Below are 21,035 nucleotides of genomic sequence, written 5' to 3'. Positions count from 1 at the left end.
TTATTTTTACAGCCAATTTTGTACTTGTTGTCACATTGAGCCTGTCGAAATGCTTCTCCTATGAAGTCTTCGGCAAGCTCAGATTGACATTTGTGGTTGAAAAATTAACCTTTTACATCTTGCATGGAAGCGCCAAAGTTAATGTGCAATACATGTCCTGTTGGGGTAACTAGGGCAGGAACCGATTTAACACCTTTTTTCTCTGCTTCCGCAATTCTAGATTTGTCTTTGCCAAAATGCACAATTTCTACATTGTTAGCACCTATTAATTCTACAATGTCATGCTCTGCACTTACGCAAACAGGACATCCTGCGTGATAAAAAACGGATTTACTCATGGGTTTAAATTTTAATTAAAGCACTATTGCAATACAAATATAGTAAGGAATCCTAACAAAATGAAATATTTCTTTATTTATTTTGAAAAGGCTTTAATTTAGGTGGAATAATACTATAATTAAAAGTAAAAATGGTTGAATGTGTAATAATTAGTATGTAAATGTCTTTGAAGTTAGCCTCTGCACAAAGGATAGAAGTCCTTCGGCTCCACTCAGGATAAACTCTATCCTTTTTTGTGCTAACACTAAATTTGATTTAAGCTTTAATATACATAAACATTTAAAAAAATTAATGAGATACTGAAACAAGTTCAACACAAGAGCGGTATAGCTGAAAGCCTAGTCCCGATAGCTATCTGGATGTGCCTAAAAAACCTATAATAGTGCAAAACAATGTTAGTATAAAGAAAACAAATTGTTACCTTGTAAGCTTTAGAGAAATTTTTGACTAATTTTGTAAAATTAAAATAGATTACGAATTAAAAGATAAATATTATGGCATTAGAAATAACAGATGCAACGTTTGAGGAAACAGTATTAAAAAGCAGTAAACCTGTATTGGTTGATTTTTGGGCAGCTTGGTGTGGACCATGTAGAATGGTTGGGCCAATTATTGAACAAATAAGTGAAGAATATGATGGGAAGGCAGTTGTTGGAAAGGTTGATGTAGATGCTAACCAAGAATTTGCAGCAAAATATGGCGTGCGTAACATACCTACAGTTTTGGTTTTTCAAAACGGTGAAGTTGTTGGTCGTCAAGTTGGTGTAGCTCCAAAAAACGCTTATACTGAGGCGATTGATGCGCTTTTGTAATTGAAATAAAAAAAGAAAACTAAAAAGGTTTGCCATAATGGTAAACCTTTTTTTATTTTAGATAAAAATTAAATAAAAATGAGTGATAAAATAAAAGTGCAAGATGCCATAGATAGTAAATTAATAGAGCAACGTAAAGTGTTTTTATGGGGGCAAGTTGATGATAAATCTGCTAAACACGTTATCGATAGATTGATGTATTTAGATGCTTTGGGCACTTACGATATTCATCTATATATAAACAGCCCAGGAGGTTATGTGACATCGGGGTTTGCTATTTACGATTGCATGAAATCATTAAACAGTCAAGTTTCTACTATTTGTACAGGGTTTGCGGCATCTATGGGTTCTATTATATTATCTGCTGGAACCAAAGGAAAACGTTTTATACAACCGCATGCACGTGTTATGATTCATCAACCAAGTGGTGGTGCACGTGGGCAAGCGAGTGATATTGAAATTACAGCAAAAGAAATTGTGCTGACTAAGGAATTAAGTGCACAAATATTAGCCGATAATTGTGGGCAAACTTTTGAAAAAGTAATGAAAGATTTCAACCGCGATCATTGGATGGGAGCTCAAGAATCTGTTCAGTATGGTATTGTTGATGGTGTTTTAGGATAGATTTTGTGAATATACAAAACGAACTAAATAAAGCAGAAGGTTTTAAAAACCTCGAATTACTTGCAAAACAAGTAGTCGAGGGGTTTATTGCTGGTATGCATAAAAGTCCGTTTCATGGGTTTTCGGCAGAATTTGCTGAGCATAAAATATATAATAAAGGAGAAAGCACACGCCATATAGATTGGAAATTGTTTGCAAAAACAGAGAAACTTTATACCAAGCGTTATGATGATGAAACTAATTTAAGGTGTCATATTATTATAGATAATAGTAGTTCGATGCATTATCCAGAAATGCGTTCTTTTTCAATTGAAAACCTTAATAAAATAGCGTTTTCGGTTTTGGCAGCAGCCTCTTTAATGCAAATTTTAAAAAAACAACGGGATGCTGTTGGTTTAAGTGTTTATAGTGACGCCTATGATTATTATGCACCTGAAAAAGGAAGTGAGCGTCATCATCAAATGTTATTGAACCATTTAAGTGAAGCTGTTGTTTCAAAGCATAAAAGCAAGCAAACCGAGACTTATAAATATATGCATGAAATAGCGGAAAAAATTCATAAACGTTCTATGATTTTTTTGTTTACCGATATGTTTCAAACAAATGAAGAAGACGCAAAATTGTTTGAGGCTTTACGACATTTAAAATATAATAAGCATGAAGTGATTCTATTTCATGTGTTTGATAAAGAGAAAGAATTAAAATTCAACTTTGATAACAAGCCCAAACGCTTTATCGATGTTGAAACAGGGGAGTATATTAATTTATATGCCGATAGTATTAAAGAAAATTACAATGATGCTGTGAGCACTTATTTTGAAGCTTTAAAACTTAAATGCCTGCAATACAAGATAAAATATGTAGAGGCTGATGTAAATAAAGATTTTGATAACATCTTGACAACCTACATGGTAGAACGAAAAAAGTTTGTTTAGAAAAAATGTTTCAAAAAAAATTAAAAAAAGATTTGAGATATTAAAAAAGGCATGTATATTTGCAACCGCAATAAAGCAACGGTCTGGTAGTTCAGTTGGTTAGAATGTCGCCCTGTCACGGCGAAGGTCGCGGGTTCGAGTCCCGTCCAGACCGCGAAAATTGCTAAAAAGCTCTAAGAGATTAGGGCTTTTTTTGGCAATATAAAGAAGTTGTGTTGTTAGTAAACACTTCGTGTTTGCTAAAGGTAGAGGTACCCAATCAAGTTGGGCACTTAACCAATGAGAAGCTTTCCTTTTTTCTTTACAGAGAATCGGGATGCTTTTTTGTTTTATTCATGTTTTTAAATTTTCTACACTGCATAATTATTGAATTGTTTATTAATTTGCTTAAATTTCATCGTTTTTTTATAAAAAATCATAAATAAATATAAAACAGTTAGTTGTGAATTATATTTAATTCTTTTTCTATGTAAGAAAGAATTTACTATATTGGTGTAATTGATAATCTAGCTTTTAATACTGCTTAATTTTAAAAAGAATCATATAAATTTTAGAATGAAAACACCTCAAGGATTAAATAAAATTTCTAAATCTGAAAGAATAAAATTCTTTATTAGTCTTTTTCAAAATAGTCCTATTCCTAAATCAATTTCAAGTTTATCTACAAAAAATTATGTGTTTGTTAACCCAGCATGGGAGCAGTTTACGGGGTATTCAAAAAAGGAAGCAATAGATAAAAGCGCGTTCAGTCTTAATTTAGTAAGTGCAGAGAGTGGAGCGTTAATACGAGAAAGATTGTTACATGAAAAGGAGGTTGTATCCTATGAATGTTCTGTCCGATTAAAAAATGGCATTGAGAAAAGAGTTTTAATGTCGTTTGATACTATTTTTATAAATGATGAAGCTTTTGTTTTAAATACGATTAACAATCTTGATGGCTTTCAAATTTATAAAAAACAGGAAAAAGATTTAATAAAAAGAACAGAAGAACTTTTAATTGCGAAAGATTTTATTATCGATTCAATTGAAAATATGACCGATGGATTTGTTTCGTTAAACAAAGATTGGTTTTATACTTACGTAAATAAAAAAGCTGCCAGCATATTGGGTAGAAAACCACTCGATTTAGTTGGAAAACATATTTGGACGGAATTTCCTGAAGCTGTTGGGCAGTCTTTTTATAACAATTATTATAAAGCTGTTGAAACCCAGAAAACCTTTTCGTTTGAAGCGTATTATCAGCATTGGGATCGTTGGTTTGAAAACCGTGTAATTCCTTCTAAAGATGGGATTTCAATATTTTTTCAGGATATTACAGATAGGATTAAAGCGCAAATCGAAGTAAAAGCAGCTAAAGAATTTTCTGAAAATCTTATATTTTCCTTAAAAAGTGGGCTAGTAGTTATGAACACGAATGGAGTAATTATAGATGTTAATCCAGCCTTTTGTAAGTTAACTAATTTTGAAAAGAAGGATTTGCTTGGTAAAACGGCGCCATTTCCGTTTTGGCCCCCAGAATCTTATAGTGCTATTCAGGAGTGTTTAAAAAAGACTTTGCAAGGTGAAATAGGTGATTTCGAGTTTCTTTTTATGCGTCAAGGTGGAGAGCGATTTCTTGCCGCCGTTGCAACTTCATCAATAAAGAATAGCAATGGTGAAATCACTGCCTTTTTTGTCACAATAAATGATATTACAGAACGCAAGAAGGCGGAAGAGCTATTAATAAAAAGTGAAAAGTCTTTAGGCAACTTTATAAATAATATTGGAGATCCTTTCTTTGTAAAAGACGACCAAAGTAGATTGCTTTTTGTAAATGATGCTCTTTGTAAAATATTTAATCTTACTAGAGCTGATATCATTGGAAAAACACTGGCTGAAGATGTGCCTCCTGAAGAAATGGAAAGTTTTTTAAATATTGATAAGCAAGTGCTTTCTACAGGTATTGAAAACATCAACGAAGAGAGCCTTACGATTAAAGGAAAAAAACCACTAATAATTTCTACAAAAAAAACGAGATTTATTGATGACAGTGGTAAAAAGTATTTAATATGTGTGATACGAGATATTACCGACCGTAAAAAGGCTGAAAATAAAATAGCAATGGCTAATGAGCAACTCATTGAAGCTAATAAAGAGTTAAGCGCATTGCGAAATCAATTAGAGCAAGAAAATGTTTATCTAAGGCATGAGTTGGATTTGGTGTTTAACTACGAAGAAATGGTTTATGGAAGTGCAGCATTTAGTAATGTGCTTACCGAGGTAGAAAAAGTTGCGCCAACTAATGCCACCGTACTGCTATTAGGGGAGTCTGGTACTGGAAAAGAATTACTGGCAAGAGCAGTACATAATATAAGCTTGAGGAATAGCAAGCCATTAATAAAAGTAAATTGTTCAGCCATTCCTAGAGAATTAATGGAAAGTGAATTATTCGGGCATAAAAAGGGGTCGTTTACAGGGGCGTTTAGTGACAAAGTTGGGAAATTTGAATTAGCAGATGGCGGCACCTTATTTTTAGACGAGATAGGTGAGTTGCCATTGGATATGCAACCTAAAATTTTAAGGTTTTTACAAGAAGGCGAAATTGAAGTTGTTGGTGGTACAGGTTTAAAAAAGTTAGATGTAAGGGTCATTGCTGCTACAAACAGGAATCTTAAAGAAGAAATTAAGAAAAAACAATTTAGAGAAGACCTGTATTTTCGGCTTCATGTGTTTCCAATAGAAATCCCAGCATTAAGAAAGCGTAAAGATGATATTCCTTTGTTGGTAGAGCATTTTGTGGATAAGTTCAATAAAGCGTACGGGAAGAATATTAAATATATTTCTGATGATGCCATGAATCAATTAAAATCATATAATTGGCCAGGAAATATTAGAGAATTAGAAAATTTAATTGAAAGAGCCTCTATATTATCAACCAGTGAAACGTTATTAATTCCTGGTTTTGAATCTAAAAATCAAAAATTAAAATCCGTCATTAACAGCCAGAACTTATCTTTAGATTTTGCACAACGAAACCATATTGTTCAGGTGTTAGAGCAGTGCAATTGGAAAATTAGCGGGTCTAATGGGGCTGCAGTTTTACTAGGCCTAAAACCAAGCACATTACGTGATAAAATGGCTAAACTCGGAATAGTTAAGCCATTAAAGAATTAGCGGTATTCCGTTAATTTAAAATACCCTCCATCTTATTTAACGGTATTCCGTGAGTTTGTAATTGTTGGTTGCTTGTTTTGAATGAATGTAAATTACTATTAACCATTTAGTTGCATTATTTAAAATATACTTCAATGTGTTTTGGTATGCCAATTGTTATTCGTTTGTGAAATTGAATGACTTTATGGGCAAACACATAAAATGTAGAAAAGCTAAATTTTGGCTGGAAGAGGGTATTCTTTTTTGCGAATTTATACCTAAGGAATGCAAAAAGGAGTTTAGCGAAGATTTTATAGAAGATTATTTAGAAGCCATTGCTACTTTGTCTAATGGTAGATATTTTCCTATGCTTATAGATGTTAGGCAATTAAGTAATGCCTATGCATTGTCGGTAGTAAAATTACTGTCAAAGAATTCAGAGCTTAAATTGGCAATACTTTCAAAATCGTTTGTTGTAAACTCATTTTTTTTACAATTTGTACTTATCGTAATAAAGGGGTTTCAAGATCCTGTTATTCCTAATAAAATATTTACGCGCTATGAAAATGCTATCAATTACTCTCTAAAAACCAATTATATTTTTAACTCTCAATAAATATATGGATGAAAATAAAAATGTTATACAAATGGAGCACAGCAAGTTTTGGATAGATAAAGGGGTTTTGTTTTGTGAAATTTGTAACCCAGATCAAACCCGTAATTTAAACGAAGAAACTGTTGAAAGTTATTTAAAAGCCGTATCTATTTTATGTAAAGGTGAAAAAATGCCGTTTCTAATAGATTTAAGAAATACACATGGGACTTTTTTAAATAGTGCAGCTAAAAAATTAGCAAATAGCCCCGAACTTTCTAAATTAAGTTTGTCTGAAGCTTTTGTAGTCAATTCCTTAAAAGTTAAATTATTAATTATTTCTTATAAAAGAATTTACGAACCCATCACCCCTTTTAAGATATTCAACAATTATAATGAAGCATTGATGTATTCAATTAATGTCAAAAATACAATAAATGGCACCTCTTAAATATTATATGGGGGGGGTAAATCCTGAGAAAGCCTTTTCGGAATTTGTAAAAGCAACATAGCTATTAGGTGTTTCTAAAAACAAATTCAAATACTATTATAATATTGGCAATGAACACTATGTGTACAAAGAGATTAATGGATCCCTTTGGTTGTAAATCATTAAAAACATCAGTTCAAGTGTTTTTTGTTTAGCAAAACAGAATTAAAAATTTTATGAAACTTATTAAGCAAAAACTCTGGAGAGAAAAACCAGAAAGCATATTAGAAGATTTTTTAGAGAATCAATCAAGTATTTCTATAATAGATAATATAGGAAGAATAATTTATGCAAACAATAAGTTTTGTAAGCTAATAGAGATTCCTGAAAGTAGAATTCAGGGGGAATTAAATACCATTTTAAAATCAGAGTTACATGCTAATCCCATTTATAATGATTTGTGGACAGTTATAAAGAGTGGGCAAATTTGGAAAGGGATATTGTCAGATTATACAAGTTCGGGTACATTATATAAATTGGATACAACCATAATTCCTGGAAGGAATAGTAATGGGGAAATAGATAAGTTCGTTGCTTTTTATTTTAATGTAAAAACAAGATATGATGCCAAAAACAGTGTAGGCAGTAAAAAACTGACAATGCCATTTTCTGGCAATATGTCCACGTCAGTACATTCTATAAATGTATTTGGAGAAATTCTTATTTCAAATCAAGGTTTTGGAAAATTGAGTGCGACCGAAGTTGTAGGCTGTAGTTTATACAGTTTTTTTAGCCCTATTTTTCACGACATGGTTAAGAAAATAGTTAAGAATGTATTTGATGATGGCAAACTAGACCAATTTGAAACTATCGGTATTAATTCGGTAGGAGCAAACACCATTTTTGTATCGCAAATAGGACCTGTAATAAATAATAGGGGTATTGTTGTTTCTGCTACAATTTCTACCCAAGAAGTAAAAGATATTAGTGGCATTAAGCAAAAGTTAATGCAGGAGGATGCTTTAAAAATAAAATTTAAGAACTGTTAAAACCGTATGATGTCAATTAAAAATGTAATGTTGGTAGATGATAATAAGATAGATTTATTTGTCAGCCAGAAAGTAATTGAAAGATACGATAGCAATATAAGAGTTGTGCATTTTAAAAACACTTTACTCGCACTAGAGTATCTAAAAATTTCATTGCATAAAAATAATCTAAACCATTTTACAAGACCCAATATGTTGTTTTTAGATATAAATATGTCAAAATGCACTGGATTTGAATTTCTTGAAAGGCTTGGTAGATTGGACTTTTTAGAAACCAATAATTTGAAAATTTATATACTTTCTTCTTCAGGTAATTTAAAAGATATAAATAAAGTGAACATGCACCCTTTGTGTTCAGGATATATAAATAAGCCCTTAACAATGAGTAAGCTTCAAGGAGTAATTGATATAAATGTAGATTGTGCCATTAAACCAAATGTTTTAAATGAGGGTTGTAATACTTAAAGCACAAATAAATCGGCAAATTTTAAGGGGTTAATTAGGTATTGTTTTTTTCTTGAAAGAATGTTTCATTAATAGATTTAGTAGTTTGGAAATATTTCAATAATAAACTTTCTGTTTTTTACAGAAAACAAGGTGTTTTTGATTTGATGCTGCTTAGTAACCTTTTAATTTTGCGATTACACTAAGCGAATAAAGGTTTTAAATCAGAATGTTTTTTAGAAATCATCTTTTAAGCACATTTTTTTTAAAAAAACCAGATAATATTTATTTTTTATTTGCACGCACTTAGAATAAAACTTACATTTATAAAAATTAATTTTTAATAAAAATAAAATTCAATAAATCATGGAAGGATACTGTGTAAAATGTAAAGACAAAAAAGAGATAAAAGATGCTGCCGAAGTTACTATGAAAAATGGTAGAAAAGCAATGAAGGGTAAGTGCCCAAGTTGTGGTACTGGTATGTTTAGAATTTTGGGCAAATAAAAGTCTTATAAATCTTAAAAAAAAACAAAAACAGGTTTAGCAAAATTTTGCTAAGCCTGTTTTTGTTTTTAATTTTAAATAAGCTTTATCGATAACGTGTATTTCACATTTATGGCTTGAATTCACATTTAGCTTGTAATAAGTTGTTCAAGTATAAATTCAACACCCTCTTCAGAATTGCTTTTGGTTTGAAAGCGTGCTGTTTTTTTTACTTCGCTATGTGCGTTTTCCATAGCATAACTAAAGTAAGCAAGTTTTAGCATTTGTAAATCGTTATTGTAATCACCAAAAACCATTGTTTCTTCTTTTGTTACTCCTAATTTTTCTTGAAGAATTCTTAGTGCGTAGCCTTTGTTTGCATTGGCATGCGAAATATCTAACCAGTTTTGTCCGGAAACAATAATTTGCATGTCGTTTTTTAAAGCAGTTAAATAAGGAAATATATTTTTTTCTGAACATTCAAAATGGTAAACAGCTATCTTCAGAAAATCATCATCGATAACTTTGGTTAAATCTTCCACAATTTTATATTCAGAATAATATTTGTTGAATTTTGAAACAAAATCGGGATTTGAAGTTTCTATGTATGCCGATTTTCTTCCGCACAAAACAATATAGGCACCATTTATTAGACGTAATATTTCAACAGACTTTTTAATATTCTCAGAATTTAGTTTTAGTAAAATATGTTCTTTATCGTCATATTTCATCATACCCCCATTTTCTGCAATAATAGAAATGTCGTCTTTTATGGTATCCAGTTTTTCTAAAATGCTTTGGTATTGGCGTCCACTAGCGGCAACAAAGTGAATGTTCCTTTTTTTTAGTTCATTAAATTGATTAAAGAATCTCTGGCTTACTTCGCTTTTAGGGTTTAGCAGGGTGCCATCCATGTCTGAAACTACTAGTTTTACTTTTGAAAAATTCATAAATTATATAATATGCACAAAAATACTATTCTAAAACTTATAAAATGTTAGATAAATGCTAATCTGTTTTTTTATTAATGAAAATAGTGCTGTTAAATTTTATTCGCTATTTTGATACGTGTATTTTTGTAAATTGCATTAAATTTAATTTACACGTTAACAAGTATGGTTACCTTAAAACAATTAGCAAAAGAGTTAAATGTTTCTATATCTACGGTTTCTAAAGCATTAAATAATAGTGAAGAAATTGGTGAAGAAACTGTAAAGCGTGTAAAAGAGCTTGCTGAATTGTATAATTATAAACCTAATAAAGTAGCTTTAAGTTTAAAGCAAAGCAAAACTAAAACTATTGGGGTTATCATTCCAGATATATTAAACCATTTTTTGGCTAAAGTGCTTTTTGGTATTGAAAGAGAAGCTAGTAAATATGGTTACAATATTATTACCTGTATTTCTAACGAATCTTTAGAGCAGGAAAAGGAAAGTCTTAGGTTGTTGGCCAATGGTAGTGTTGATGGGTTTATTTTATCTCTAGCGGAAGAAACCCAAGTTAAAAATGAAATTGAACATTTTAAAAAGACCATTAGCCAGGGTTTGCCTATAGTTATGTTTGATAGAGTAGCGCATGATGTTTTATGTGATAAAGTTATTGTAGATGATTTTGATGCTACCTATAATGCAACTAAAAACCTGTTGTTAGAGAAACGAAAGAACATTGCTTTTATAAGTACGTTAGATGGTTTAAGCGTAGGTAAATTGCGTGAACGAGGTTATAAAAAAGCTATTTTAGAAAACAATGCTTATGAGCCGATAGTTTTAAAGATAAAAAAGAAAGACGATCAGCAAAAAAAAATAATGTCATTTTTTAAAAAGAACACAACAATAGATGGTGTTGTGGCTGCCGATAGTGCATCAGGAATTATAGCTATAAACACCGCGGTTAAATTAGGGTTAAAAGTGCCTAAAAATATATCGGTGATAGGTTTTGCTAGCAAATCAGATTCGTATCACACAATTCCTAAATTAACAACTATAAGACAGCATGCTAAAGAGATTGGTGCCAATGCAGCTCAATTACTAATTAATAGACTTCAAAATAAATCGGGTGATATAGATGTTAAAACAAAAATTGTAAAAACAACTTTAATAAAAAGCAAATCCACTTTGTAGGAATAAGGTTATTTTTATTGATTTTTTTAGTAAAAAAATATGTTTTATCGATAAAAACATACATTTCATCTGTTTTATTTTTTTATTTAATGAAAATTGTCGTAAGTTAGCACCACTTAAATAGCCCCCAAAATTTCCCTCTGCAATTTAAGTAAAATTAATCCATTTTTTTTGACTGTAAAGTCATATTCCCTCAAAATAGTATTTAAAAATCTGTGTGCTTTTGTGTGCATTCGATTTTAAGTTAATTATCCATTTTTTCCCTCTAACAAAGATTTTGTTTCAAAGTCTTGGTTAAGATTTTATTTAAAAATTTAAAGAAAAAATTAATATAACCTTAAAATCAAATATTTATGAAAGCCCTAAAAATTACCTTAATCCTAGCAGTACTTTTTGCATCATTAACTTCTTGTACTAAACAAGACTTAAACGAAGATGATGTGTTAGTGTCTCCACAAACTGAAACCACAGTTTATACAGGTGGAGATGTTGATGAATAAATAAATTATTTTAGTTTTAATAAACAAAAGCTCTTTGCAGAAATGTGAAGGGCTTTTTTTATAAAGAAATTATAAATACTTTTGAGGGAATCTGTAATAACTCCTTTTATTGAAATTTAATTTCTTTTATATAATAGTTATTGTTTTTTTTAATTATTCATTTGGTCAACAAAGCGAAGATTTAGAAAAGATCGACTCATTAAAACAACTTGTAGCAAATATTAAACTGCAAGATTCCTCTTCAATTGCTGAAACTCATTATGCTATTGCTGAGTACTATAGAAAAACGACTCCTTTAACCGATAGTGCTTTTTATTATTATCACAAAGCTGAAAAAATATTTAAGCAACTAAAAGCAAAGTATCAATTAGCTTTAACATTGTATGGTGTTGCTGTAATTCAAAAAAATGAAAAAGATTTTATTGGTAGTGAAGTTACGTCAATAGAAGCGTTATCATTATTAGAATCATTGAATGGGACCGATGATGTTTTAATAAGGAAAGCGTTTATTTACAATAATTTAGGAATAGTTTTTAAAGAACTCGAACAATATGATGAATCTATTAAATATCACGAAAAGGCTCTTAAGCTTAAAGAAAAATTAAAAGGTGATAATAAGGAATCAATAGACATCTCTAAAAATAATCTTGCAAACACGTATAAAAATGCTGAACAGTTTGATTTGGCTATAGATTATTATATTCAAATTCTAGAGAACAAAGAATTAATTAACCAAAACCCTGGTTTTTATGCTTTGGTGTTAGATAATTATGCACATACTTTGTATTTGTCAAAAAGGCACTCACAACTTCCAGAATTATATCTTAAAGCATTAAAAATTAGTGATAGTATAAAATACAAGGGGTATAATTCCATCATTATTAATCAACATTTAGCCGAATATTATAACGATAAAGGCAATAAAGAATTGGCTAGATATTATGCCTATATAGCTAAAGATATTTCTGAGAAGTATCATAACGACGATTTATTAAAATCGTTGTTGTTGCTTTCAAAAATTGAAGAAGGTGAGGTTGCTGCTAAACATTTAAAGTCTTATATAAGTTTGAATGATAGTTTGCAAAAAAACGAACGCTCCATAAGAAATAAATTTGCAAGAATTCGTTTTGAAACCAACCAAATTGAACGGGAAAATATTCAAATCGCAAAAGAGCGGTTATGGCTTTTGGTAATTTCAGTAATTATAATTATTGCATCTTTCTTATTATATCTTGTAATTAGGCAAAGAAATAAGAATAAGGAATTACAATTTATACAAGAACAGCAAGCGGCAAACGAAGAAATTTACAACTTAATGCTTTCTCAAAATGAGAAAATTGAAGAAGCAAGAGCTTTAGAGAAAAAACGCATTTCAGAAGAACTGCATGATGGTGTTTTAGGACGCCTATTTGGAACTCGATTGAGCTTAGACAGTCTAAACATGAGTACTAGCGACGAAGCTATAAGAACAAGAAACCAATATATTAACGAACTTAAAACGATAGAGGAAGATATTAGAAAAGTATCGCACGAGTTAAACACCGATTTTGTGTCGGGCTCTGGGTTTATAGACATCATTGAAACATTGGTAGAAACACAGGCAACAGTTTATAATTTGGTGTATCATTTAGAACATGACGGTATTATTAATTGGGATGAGGTTTCTAATAAAAATAAGATTCATATTTACAGAATTATTCAAGAATCATTGCATAATATTTATAAACACGCCGGTGCAACAAAAGTTGATATTAGTTTTAAATTGAAAAATAATGTAATTTGGCTAACCCTAATTGATGATGGCGTAGGCTTTGATGTTAATAAAACGAAATCAGGTATAGGCTTAAAAAACATGAATTCTAGAATTAAAGAAATAAATGGTATTATGGATATAACATCCAGAAAAAGCATAGGTACAACCGTAACCATGCAAGTCCCAATAACCTAACCAAATTTATGAATCAAAAAATTAAAATTTTAATGATTGATGACCACCCAATGATTATTGAAGGTTATCAAAACACATTGCTTTTTACAAAAAAGGAAACCCAACAGTTAGAAATAGATATCGCGAATAATTGTGATGAAGCCATAGCTTTTATGGATAAATCTGTAGAAAAGGAAAATCCGTACCACGTATTGTTTGTAGATATTAGTTTGCCGCCATCTGCAGATGGATTAATGACTTCCGGTGAAGATTTAGCAGCTTATGCTCGTAAGGTACTGCCAAATTCAAAAATTATAATTTTAACCATGTTTAATGAATCGTTTAGAATTCATAATATTATTAAAACCATAGACCCAGAAGGATTTTTAATTAAAAGTGATTTAACATCTAGCGAGCTAGCCAGTGCTTTTCAAGCAGTACTAAACAATCCGCCATTTTATAGTGGTACGGTTAATAGTTTTATAAGAAAAGCTATTACAAGTGATATTGTAATTGATGAAAAAAACAGAAAGATACTTCACTTGTTATCACAAGGCGTAAAAACAAAAAATTTAGCATCCCATTTAGATCTTTCTTTAAGTGCTGTTGAAAAACGCAAAAAGCAATTAAGAGAGATTTTTGAAGTTCAAGATGGGCAAGACGAAACGCTTATTAATGCTGCCAAAAATAAAGGATTTGTATGATAAAGTGAGGGGTTTCTTGTTAATTTAAAATAAGCAAATTTTTTTTGCATTTTTTTCACACTCAACTTGCCTATTATACTTGAGGTCTATGCGTAACCCGTAAATGTATTACGGGTTTCCCGTAACTTAAAAAAATATGTTATTCGTATATTTGTCATGTCAACACTTCAAAAAATTAGAAATCCCTCAATTTTTTTGTTGATAATAGCAATTTACATAAACCCTATGGATGTGAGAGACCCATAGGGTTTCTTCTTTAATATATCATGTCATTAAGCAAATTGATACAAATTAGGGTTTTGTTGAATTTAAAAACCAAAAAAATCGTACTTTTCGGCTTTAGTTTTAACCCATGAAACAAATTTGTGTTTTTATATTAGTTTTAATGCTTACATCTTGTGAGTATTTTAATGTAAAAAAAACATCTTCAGAAGCTATTTTGAATGAAGAGTTGCAAACGTTTAATTGGAACGATGTAGACGTATATCCTACTTTTTCTGTTTGCGATTCTAATGAAACTAAAAATGAGAAAACGGCTTGTTTTACTCAGGTTTTAACAACTCATATTTTAGGATATCTTCAAAATAAATCCATAGTTGTCACCCACGATGTTACCGATACCATAAGCTTAAAATTTCAAGTGTCTGAAACTGGTATGTTGTCACTTTTAAATATAGAAGCGGATAGTCTAATAATTAAAGAAATTCCTCATGTAAAAGAATTAATTTATTGTAGTTTAGATTCCTTGCCAAAAGTGTTTCCTGCAATAAAACGTGGGCAACAAGTAAAAACAGAGTTTGAATTGCCCATTATTATTCACGCCAATTAATATTACTTTTTAAAAGTACGTCCTTTCCATTTGTAGCTAGAGAACATGGAAATAAAAGCAATATAAACGCTAAAAAAAGGGTATACTAGAAACCCAATAATAAAGCTTTTTAACACGCTTTTTTGATTAAAAAACACTGCCGATTTATAAATTAAAAAGAAATCGATATTGAATTTTACTATGCAGATATATAGAAATGCCTTCAAATTAAAAATACCAGCTATTAAAAGTGCCAGTAAAACAATAATAAGCGTATTGTTAAGTAAAACGATAAGGCCTGTAAACTTACCAAACCAATTATTATAGGCACTGGTTTTGGCTGCCCAACGTATACGTTGGGCTAATAGAGTTTCCCAAGTTGGTTGCGTATGGGTTTTTACAATAGCATAGTTGCATTTTAAATAATGAACTTCTTTTGGGTGTTTTTTCACCGCTTTTTCAAGTAGAAAAATATCGTCGCCACTTGCCGTATTAGTATTTCCTTCAAAACCATTCAACTCTATAAACAATGATTTTTTGTAAGCAAAATTTGCACCGTTGCACAAAAAAGGTTTATTAATACCAAAACCGCCCATAGTAGCGCCTTGTAAACTTAATAGATCGAGTAACTGAAACCGATTTAAAAAACTGTTTTTATTAAAGTAGGTAACAGGTGCTGCAATACAATTTGCTGATTTTTTTTGAATAAACGCATCAAAACTATCCAACCAATATTTTGGTAATAGACAATCGGCATCGGTAGTAACAATCCATTCGTTTTTAGCCTGTTTAATGGCTGTGGAGATAGCGTCTTTTTTTGGTGAATTGGACACTCTTTTATTTTTTATAATTGAAATATTCGATGGGTTCTCTAGCGTTTTTTTTATAATTTCAACAGAATCATCTTCCGAATCATCATCAACAAAAATAATTTCAAATAACTCCCTTGGGTAATTTAGTGAGCTTATCGATTTTAATAAAGCAGGTAAATTTTCAGCTTCATTTCTAAAGGAAATCACTATTGAAAATGTTGTTTTAGAGGTTGAACCTTCCAACTTGAAAGTTTTAACCTTGTCAAAACCGAAAACGAAACTTGCTATTAAAGCCAAATAAAGTACGGTGATGATAATGCTAATTAGAGTCATAAGTCGTCTTTAGGGAAATTAAAATTCAGTACAAAATAGCTTCCCAGAATACTTGGAAACACAAAATTAAACACCCACATAAGGGTTATAATGCATAAAATGGTAAAAGCATTTGCCCCAACAAAGCTAAATAAATATATGGCAACGCTTCCTTTTATAAACACGTCAAAAATAAAAATGGACGGTATTATAGATGCCAATAAATACATAGATGAGATAATACTCATGGCATGTAGGTAAGAGATATTTATTCCGAAAACACCCAGTAAATAGTAAAACTGAAATGAAAATACAACATAGCGTAGCAACGACAAACAAAACCCGTAGAAAATAAGTTTCTTTGGATAATTTAAAATGAAATCCTTTATTTTTTCTAAAGAAAACCCTTTGATACTTAACTTGGTTTTTCGAATTATAAAAACTCCTAAACCAATGCTAATTATTGTAAAAATCACTAGTAGAAGCAGTTTAGAGTAATTTAATGATATGTTGTATTTGGTTGCAAAAAAGCTAAATCCAATAATACCTAAAAAGGTAGTAGCACTCATTTGCAAAATGTTGCCAAGTAGGTTTGTTAGCAAGATACGTTTCCTAGAATCTTTAGTATAATAAATCGCTTTGGCGCCATATTCACCAATTCTATTTGGTGTGAATAAGGATGCGGTTAAGGCTCCTAAACTTTGTTTGTATGCATTTTTAAAAGTTATTTTTTTAGTGACAGATGCTATTTTTTGCCATTTCAAAATTTCTAAAAACCAGTTAATGCCAGTTAAAATCAGTAAAATTACAAAGCGTTTTAATGAAAAAACACCATTTTTATGAATAAAATCATAAAAATTAAATGCACTGTTACTCGTTAGTTTTTGGTATATAAAATAAAAAGCAGCAACAACAATGCTTATTTTAATAAGTACAAAAAAGAATTGTTTAGTTTTGTATGGCAAGGTGTAAATCATAAACTCAGGCTACAAATTAAACCAATATTCTGTTACCAAATCAAATAGAACACATTAATGAGTAAAGAAAGAATTATTCTAGGTATTGACCCCGGAACGACCATTATGGGATTCGGTCTCATAAAAGTAGTGGGTAAAACCATGGTTTTTTTGCAACTTAATGAGCTCGATTTAAAAAAGTACGACGACCATTACCTAAAACTAAAGCTTATTTTTGAGCGTACTATTGAACTTATTGATACACATCATCCTGATGAAATAGCTATTGAAGCACCCTTTTTTGGAAAAAATGTACAAAGTATGCTAAAACTTGGTCGTGCACAAGGTGTTGCTATGGCTGCTGGTTTAAGTAGAGAAATCCCTATTACGGAATACCTTCCTAAAAAAATAAAAATGGCAATTACAGGTAATGGAAATGCCAGTAAAGAGCAAGTTGCTAAGATGTTACAAAGCCTGTTGGGTTTAAAAACATTACCAAAAAATCTAGACGCCACAGATGGTTTAGCGGCTGCCGTGTGCCATTTTTATAATTCAGGAAGAATAGAGGTTGGTAAGAGTTATTCTGGTTGGGATGCTTTTGTGAAGCAGAATGGAGATAGAGTGAAAAAATAATGGCAGGAATCTACATCCATATCCCATTTTGCAAGCAAGCATGTCATTATTGTGACTTTCATTTTTCAACCTCGTTGAAAAAGAAGGACGGCTTGGTTAAGGCGTTGGTGAAAGAAATCGAGTTACGCAAAGGGGAATTCAAAAATATAACAGTTGAAACCATTTATTTTGGTGGTGGTACACCTAGTTTATTGACGATTGATGAATTAAGATTTTTGATTTCAGAAGTTTACAATAATTATGAAGTTGCCAAAAATCCAGAAATTACTTTAGAAGCAAACCCAGATGATTTAGTGTCCGTTCGAGCCCAGTCGAGAACTATTTTTGAAGATTATAAAAGAGTTGGAGTAAATAGATTAAGTATAGGCGTACAATCGTTCTTTGAGGCCGATTTAAAACTCATGAATCGCGCTCATAATGCTGATGAGGCAAAAAGTTGTTTGAAAGAAGCAACTAAACACTTTGATAATATTTCCATCGATTTAATCTACGGAATTCCAGGTTTAACTAATAATAACTGGATAAAAAATATTGAAACAGTTTTGAGTTATAATATTCCGCATATTTCAAGTTATGCCTTAACTGTAGAACCTAAAACAGCTTTAGATACTTTTATAAAGAATGGCGTAATTGATAATGTGGATGATGATTTGGCACAACAGCAATTCCATATTTTAATAGAAAAGTTGGAAACATCTGGATTTGTGCATTATGAATTATCTAACTTCGGAAAACATGATTATTTCAGTAAAAACAATTCGGCTTATTGGCAAGGGAAACCCTATTTAGGTATTGGTCCTTCTGCACATTCGTTTAATGGTAATGAACGGGGTTGGAATGTGCGAAACAATTCAAAATATATTCAATCGATTGAACAAAACATACTTCCTATTGAAGCCGAAATACTGTCAACAACCGATAAATATAATGAATATGTTATGACAGGTTTACGTACCGTTTGGGGTGTTTCTTTAGAAAAAATTGAACAGGATTTTGGAATTCAGTATAAAAAATATCTTTTAGAACAATCTGAAAAATACATTAACCAACATTTGTTGTATATTGATGATGATAAATTATTAGTCACAAAAAAAGGTAAATTTTTGAGCGATGGAATCGCTTCAGACTTGTTTAAAATTAATTTAGCATGATTGCCACCATTCAATATAACTCCAAGAAATTCCAAATAGATTTGTCTAAACCGTTAGATATTTCAATGCCTTTAAGTGCTTCAGAAAACAATGTAAATGCATGGTATTTAGACGACCCTATAATCGATCCTGTTAAAAATGAAGATTGGATTGGTAGTGTAGAGGCTGGGGCATCGGTTAATTTTAATAATATTTATTTCAATCCGCATGCGCATGGAACACATACAGAATGTATTGGGCACATTACTAAGGAGTTTCATTCAGTAAATAAGCACATAAAGCAGTTTTTCTTTACTGCAGAATTAATTTCGGTAGCTGCAGAAAAGTACATGAAAGATACTGTAATTTCAAAAAAGCAAATAGAATTACTTTTGAAAGGCAATGTGCCAGAAGCGTTGGTAATTAGGACAATGCCGAATACTAAAGACAAGAAAAAAAGGCATTATTCAAATACCAATTGGACTTATATGACTGAAGAAGCCGTAGTGTTTATACGTGACAAAGGCATTAAACACCTGCTTATAGATTTGCCAAGTATTGATAGAGAACACGATGGTGGAAAATTGTTAGCACACAAAGCCTTTTGGGATTTTAATGGTAAACAAAGGTTAGATTGTACCATTACAGAACTCATTTATGTTCCCAATAAAATTGAAGATGGTAGGTATCTGTTAAACCTTCAAATAGCGCCATTCGAAAATGATGCAACACCTAGTAAACCTGTTTTATATAAGATAATATAAGTTTTTCTAAAATGAACATAGAACAGATTCACGAATATTGTATTAAGAAAAAGGGAGTTACTGAAGATTTCCCTTTTGATGAAGACACGCTTGTATTTAAAGTGCTAGGTAAAATGTTTGCCCTAATCGGTTTAAAAAAATGGGAGTCTGGAGAAAAAACCATAAACTTAAAATGCGACCCCGACTACGCCGAAGAACTTCGTGCTCAATATAGCAGTATACAACCAGGATATCACATGAGTAAAAAGCATTGGAATACTGTTTATATCCAAGAGGGCGATTTACAACCTAAATTCATATTGAAACTTATTGATCATTCTTATAGTATGGTTGTAAAAAGTATGCCTAAAAAGCTAAGAGACACTTTATAATTAATATAAAGTTTAAATTGTTGTAATTCAGGGCTTTTTTGTATATTTACTTAATTCGTTATTTTCTATCCCAGAATTTATTAGTAGCATAATCAGTAAGCCCTAAAATCTTAAAGTAGTATTTAGTAAACCAATATATTAACTTTAATTTTTTAACAGATTATGAAAACAACCAACAAATTATTTTCAGTAATAGCTCTAACGCTATTCTTATTTAGTACCACAACAGTTTTAGCACAAGATGATGCTCCTAAACGGCCAGAATTCATTACGGTAACTACTAACCATTGGAATATGGATAAAGAAGATTTTAAAATGAGTGAGTGGAAAGCAGCCGAAAAAGAGTATCTGGAAAAAGTAACCATGAAAAATCAATACATCATGGGAACAGCCATGTTTTTGCATAATATGACAGCTGATAATACCGAATTTATTACAGTACAAACCTTTGCCTCTTGGGATGATATAGGTAAGTTTGGAAAAAGAAATGCTGAATTAGAAAAGGAAGCATGGCCAGACGAAACTAAGCGTAAGGCCTTCTTAAAAAATCTAGGTTCCTATTACGCCAACGAGCACTCCGATGAGATTTATGCACCTATTTCTGGTGGTAAATTCATGACTGAGAAACCAACAAAAGATATGGTGTTATATCTTAAAAAAAGTTATTTTGCCTTCCCGGAGGAGGGGACCATGGAAGAGTTTGATAAATTAAGAATGGAAGGCAATGCCGCCATTGTTCAAAAAAACGAATACGTAAAAGCATACTATCCAAATGTGCATGCTTGGGGTTCTGACAAAACAGAGTTTATAGAAGCATATTACCTAGATTCTTTATCAGATTTAGATAAAATGTTCGATAGAAATGATGAATTAATGAAAGCTGCCTATCCAGACACCGAAGCTAATAAAGCAAAAGGAAAAGCTTGGGGTAAATATTTTACAGGGGTTCATGGTGATTATTTGTACACATTTATTCACGATCTTTCCAAGTAAAAATATCATAATTTAACCCGTTGGGTGCCATTATTTTACTTTAATTTCTGAAATTTTACATAATAAAACCGATGTTATAGTTTAAATATTGAATTACAACCAACTGGTTAATTTATTAAAAAAGGGTGCATCAAGCACCCTTTTTTATTTTAAAAAGCATCA

Annotated in this window: 23 protein-coding genes and 1 tRNA gene; 20 read left to right on the top strand and 4 right to left on the bottom strand. The window is 31.0% G+C overall.

Translation table 11 applies throughout. The annotated features are described in order from the left end of the window. Window positions 1-104 precede the first annotated feature (104 nt). Complete coding sequence (locus tag VP395_RS06090) at window positions 105-338, bottom strand: thioredoxin domain-containing protein (RefSeq protein WP_346240858.1); 234 nt, start codon at window positions 336-338, stop codon at window positions 105-107. A gap of 495 nt (window positions 339-833) precedes the next feature. Between VP395_RS06090 and trxA the strand changes: the two genes are divergently transcribed. From trxA to VP395_RS06040, 10 genes are all read left to right on the top strand, one after another. Further along, on the top strand, window positions 834-1,151 hold the full coding sequence (trxA, locus tag VP395_RS06085) for a thioredoxin (RefSeq protein WP_304386972.1): 318 nt from the start codon (window positions 834-836) through the stop codon (window positions 1,149-1,151). Window positions 1,152-1,229: 78 nt separating this feature from the next. After that, the gene (locus tag VP395_RS06080) at window positions 1,230-1,775 is read left to right on the top strand and encodes a ClpP family protease (protein WP_346240857.1); all 546 of its coding nucleotides are present in this window, start codon (window positions 1,230-1,232) and stop codon (window positions 1,773-1,775) included. A 5-nt stretch (window positions 1,776-1,780) separates the two neighbouring features. Then, window positions 1,781-2,710: a DUF58 domain-containing protein gene (locus tag VP395_RS06075; RefSeq protein ID WP_346240856.1), complete on the top strand. Its 930-nt coding sequence runs from the start codon at window positions 1,781-1,783 to the stop codon at window positions 2,708-2,710. Window positions 2,711-2,790: 80 nt separating this feature from the next. Then, a tRNA-Asp gene (locus tag VP395_RS06070) sits at window positions 2,791-2,864 on the top strand. Window positions 2,865-3,265: 401 nt separating this feature from the next. Beyond that, a complete protein-coding gene (locus VP395_RS06065; protein ID WP_346240855.1) occupies window positions 3,266-5,863 on the top strand; it encodes a sigma 54-interacting transcriptional regulator in 2,598 nt (865 codons plus the stop codon). A 184-nt stretch (window positions 5,864-6,047) separates the two neighbouring features. Next, a complete protein-coding gene (locus tag VP395_RS06060) occupies window positions 6,048-6,458 on the top strand; it encodes a DUF7793 family protein (protein ID WP_346240854.1) in 411 nt (136 codons plus the stop codon). Window positions 6,459-6,462: 4 nt separating this feature from the next. Beyond that, window positions 6,463-6,885: a DUF7793 family protein gene (locus tag VP395_RS06055; RefSeq protein ID WP_346240853.1), complete on the top strand. Its 423-nt coding sequence runs from the start codon at window positions 6,463-6,465 to the stop codon at window positions 6,883-6,885. 215 nt (window positions 6,886-7,100) lie between these two features. Continuing rightward, window positions 7,101-7,913, top strand: coding sequence for a PAS domain-containing protein (locus VP395_RS06050; protein WP_346240852.1), 813 nt, complete (start codon window positions 7,101-7,103; stop codon window positions 7,911-7,913). Between the two features lie 6 nt (window positions 7,914-7,919). After that, the gene (locus tag VP395_RS06045; RefSeq protein ID WP_346240851.1) at window positions 7,920-8,378 is read left to right on the top strand and encodes a response regulator; all 459 of its coding nucleotides are present in this window, start codon (window positions 7,920-7,922) and stop codon (window positions 8,376-8,378) included. A 345-nt stretch (window positions 8,379-8,723) separates the two neighbouring features. Then, the gene (locus tag VP395_RS06040) at window positions 8,724-8,864 is read left to right on the top strand and encodes a DUF5679 domain-containing protein (protein WP_162880137.1); all 141 of its coding nucleotides are present in this window, start codon (window positions 8,724-8,726) and stop codon (window positions 8,862-8,864) included. Window positions 8,865-8,992: 128 nt separating this feature from the next. Here VP395_RS06040 and VP395_RS06035 read toward each other — a convergent pair whose 3' ends face one another. Beyond that, complete coding sequence (locus VP395_RS06035) at window positions 8,993-9,793, bottom strand: HAD family hydrolase (protein ID WP_346240850.1); 801 nt, start codon at window positions 9,791-9,793, stop codon at window positions 8,993-8,995. Window positions 9,794-9,958: 165 nt separating this feature from the next. On the opposite strand from VP395_RS06035, the gene VP395_RS06030 reads away from it, so the two are divergent. From VP395_RS06030 to VP395_RS06010, 5 genes are all read left to right on the top strand, one after another. Further along, complete coding sequence (locus VP395_RS06030) at window positions 9,959-10,963, top strand: LacI family DNA-binding transcriptional regulator (protein ID WP_346240849.1); 1,005 nt, start codon at window positions 9,959-9,961, stop codon at window positions 10,961-10,963. A 353-nt stretch (window positions 10,964-11,316) separates the two neighbouring features. Then, a complete protein-coding gene (locus VP395_RS06025) occupies window positions 11,317-11,463 on the top strand; it encodes a hypothetical protein (protein ID WP_346240848.1) in 147 nt (48 codons plus the stop codon). 109 nt (window positions 11,464-11,572) lie between these two features. Further along, entirely contained in the window at window positions 11,573-13,411 is a 1,839-nt protein-coding gene (locus tag VP395_RS06020; protein ID WP_346240847.1) for an ATP-binding protein, read from the top strand. A gap of 8 nt (window positions 13,412-13,419) precedes the next feature. Next, window positions 13,420-14,094, top strand: a complete 675-nt coding sequence (locus tag VP395_RS06015; protein ID WP_346240846.1) for a response regulator — start codon at window positions 13,420-13,422, stop codon at window positions 14,092-14,094. 352 nt (window positions 14,095-14,446) lie between these two features. Beyond that, window positions 14,447-14,923: a hypothetical protein gene (locus tag VP395_RS06010; RefSeq protein ID WP_346240845.1), complete on the top strand. Its 477-nt coding sequence runs from the start codon at window positions 14,447-14,449 to the stop codon at window positions 14,921-14,923. Window positions 14,924-14,925: 2 nt separating this feature from the next. Here VP395_RS06010 and VP395_RS06005 read toward each other — a convergent pair whose 3' ends face one another. After that, on the bottom strand, window positions 14,926-16,047 hold the full coding sequence (locus tag VP395_RS06005; RefSeq protein ID WP_346240844.1) for a glycosyltransferase: 1,122 nt from the start codon (window positions 16,045-16,047) through the stop codon (window positions 14,926-14,928). After that, window positions 16,044-17,003 (bottom strand): lysylphosphatidylglycerol synthase domain-containing protein, encoded by a 960-nt coding sequence (locus VP395_RS06000; RefSeq protein ID WP_346240843.1) that lies wholly within the window; start codon window positions 17,001-17,003, stop codon window positions 16,044-16,046. Before VP395_RS06000 ends, VP395_RS06005 begins: the two co-directional genes overlap by 4 nt. Window positions 17,004-17,060: 57 nt before the next feature. Here VP395_RS06000 and ruvC point away from each other — a divergent pair, with 57 nt between their 5' ends. The 5 genes from ruvC to VP395_RS05975 all read left to right on the top strand — a co-directional run bounded on the left by ruvC (window position 17,061) and on the right by VP395_RS05975 (window position 20,873). Further along, window positions 17,061-17,615 carry a crossover junction endodeoxyribonuclease RuvC gene (ruvC, locus tag VP395_RS05995; protein ID WP_346240842.1) on the top strand — a complete coding sequence of 185 codons (555 nt, stop codon included), beginning with the start codon at window positions 17,061-17,063 and terminating at the stop codon, window positions 17,613-17,615. Beyond that, window positions 17,615-18,766, top strand: coding sequence for a radical SAM family heme chaperone HemW (hemW, locus tag VP395_RS05990; RefSeq protein WP_346240841.1), 1,152 nt, complete (start codon window positions 17,615-17,617; stop codon window positions 18,764-18,766). The genes ruvC and hemW overlap by 1 nt, the downstream gene beginning before the upstream one ends. Further along, window positions 18,763-19,509, top strand: coding sequence for a cyclase family protein (locus VP395_RS05985; protein WP_346240840.1), 747 nt, complete (start codon window positions 18,763-18,765; stop codon window positions 19,507-19,509). The genes hemW and VP395_RS05985 overlap by 4 nt, the downstream gene beginning before the upstream one ends. A gap of 11 nt (window positions 19,510-19,520) precedes the next feature. Then, window positions 19,521-19,880, top strand: a complete 360-nt coding sequence (locus tag VP395_RS05980) for an MmcQ/YjbR family DNA-binding protein (protein ID WP_346240839.1) — start codon at window positions 19,521-19,523, stop codon at window positions 19,878-19,880. Window positions 19,881-20,042: 162 nt separating this feature from the next. Continuing rightward, a complete protein-coding gene (locus VP395_RS05975; RefSeq protein ID WP_346240838.1) occupies window positions 20,043-20,873 on the top strand; it encodes a hypothetical protein in 831 nt (276 codons plus the stop codon). The last annotated feature ends 162 nt before the right edge of the window (window positions 20,874-21,035 follow it).

This window comes from Mariniflexile soesokkakense (assembly GCF_039650365.1).
Classification (GTDB): domain Bacteria; phylum Bacteroidota; class Bacteroidia; order Flavobacteriales; family Flavobacteriaceae; genus Mariniflexile; species Mariniflexile soesokkakense.
Note: the sequence above shows the minus strand (reverse complement) of the source record. Positions and strands in the feature narration are given on the sequence as shown.

Bases quoted from the DNA above. Each gene is read 5' to 3' on its own strand.
- VP395_RS06025 (WP_346240848.1), top strand. From the start codon at position 11,317: ATGAAAGCCCTAAAAATTACCTTAATCCTAGCAGTACTTTTTGCATCA.
- VP395_RS06000 (WP_346240843.1), bottom strand. From the start codon at position 17,003: ATGATTTACACCTTGCCATACAAAACTAAACAATTCTTTTTTGTACTT.
- VP395_RS06005 (WP_346240844.1), bottom strand. From the start codon at position 16,047: ATGACTCTAATTAGCATTATCATCACCGTACTTTATTTGGCTTTAATA.
- VP395_RS06065 (WP_346240855.1), top strand. From the start codon at position 3,266: ATGAAAACACCTCAAGGATTAAATAAAATTTCTAAATCTGAAAGAATA.
- VP395_RS06080 (WP_346240857.1), top strand. From the start codon at position 1,230: ATGAGTGATAAAATAAAAGTGCAAGATGCCATAGATAGTAAATTAATA.
- VP395_RS06055 (WP_346240853.1), top strand. From the start codon at position 6,463: ATGGATGAAAATAAAAATGTTATACAAATGGAGCACAGCAAGTTTTGG.
- trxA (WP_304386972.1), top strand. From the start codon at position 834: ATGGCATTAGAAATAACAGATGCAACGTTTGAGGAAACAGTATTAAAA.
- VP395_RS06015 (WP_346240846.1), top strand. From the start codon at position 13,420: ATGAATCAAAAAATTAAAATTTTAATGATTGATGACCACCCAATGATT.
- VP395_RS06035 (WP_346240850.1), bottom strand. From the start codon at position 9,793: ATGAATTTTTCAAAAGTAAAACTAGTAGTTTCAGACATGGATGGCACC.
- VP395_RS06030 (WP_346240849.1), top strand. From the start codon at position 9,959: ATGGTTACCTTAAAACAATTAGCAAAAGAGTTAAATGTTTCTATATCT.
- VP395_RS06045 (WP_346240851.1), top strand. From the start codon at position 7,920: ATGATGTCAATTAAAAATGTAATGTTGGTAGATGATAATAAGATAGAT.
- VP395_RS06010 (WP_346240845.1), top strand. From the start codon at position 14,447: ATGAAACAAATTTGTGTTTTTATATTAGTTTTAATGCTTACATCTTGT.
- VP395_RS06050 (WP_346240852.1), top strand. From the start codon at position 7,101: ATGAAACTTATTAAGCAAAAACTCTGGAGAGAAAAACCAGAAAGCATA.
- VP395_RS05975 (WP_346240838.1), top strand. From the start codon at position 20,043: ATGAAAACAACCAACAAATTATTTTCAGTAATAGCTCTAACGCTATTC.
- VP395_RS06090 (WP_346240858.1), bottom strand. From the start codon at position 338: ATGAGTAAATCCGTTTTTTATCACGCAGGATGTCCTGTTTGCGTAAGT.
- ruvC (WP_346240842.1), top strand. From the start codon at position 17,061: ATGAGTAAAGAAAGAATTATTCTAGGTATTGACCCCGGAACGACCATT.
- VP395_RS05980 (WP_346240839.1), top strand. From the start codon at position 19,521: ATGAACATAGAACAGATTCACGAATATTGTATTAAGAAAAAGGGAGTT.
- VP395_RS05985 (WP_346240840.1), top strand. From the start codon at position 18,763: ATGATTGCCACCATTCAATATAACTCCAAGAAATTCCAAATAGATTTG.
- VP395_RS06040 (WP_162880137.1), top strand. From the start codon at position 8,724: ATGGAAGGATACTGTGTAAAATGTAAAGACAAAAAAGAGATAAAAGAT.
- VP395_RS06060 (WP_346240854.1), top strand. From the start codon at position 6,048: ATGGGCAAACACATAAAATGTAGAAAAGCTAAATTTTGGCTGGAAGAG.
- hemW (WP_346240841.1), top strand. From the start codon at position 17,615: ATGGCAGGAATCTACATCCATATCCCATTTTGCAAGCAAGCATGTCAT.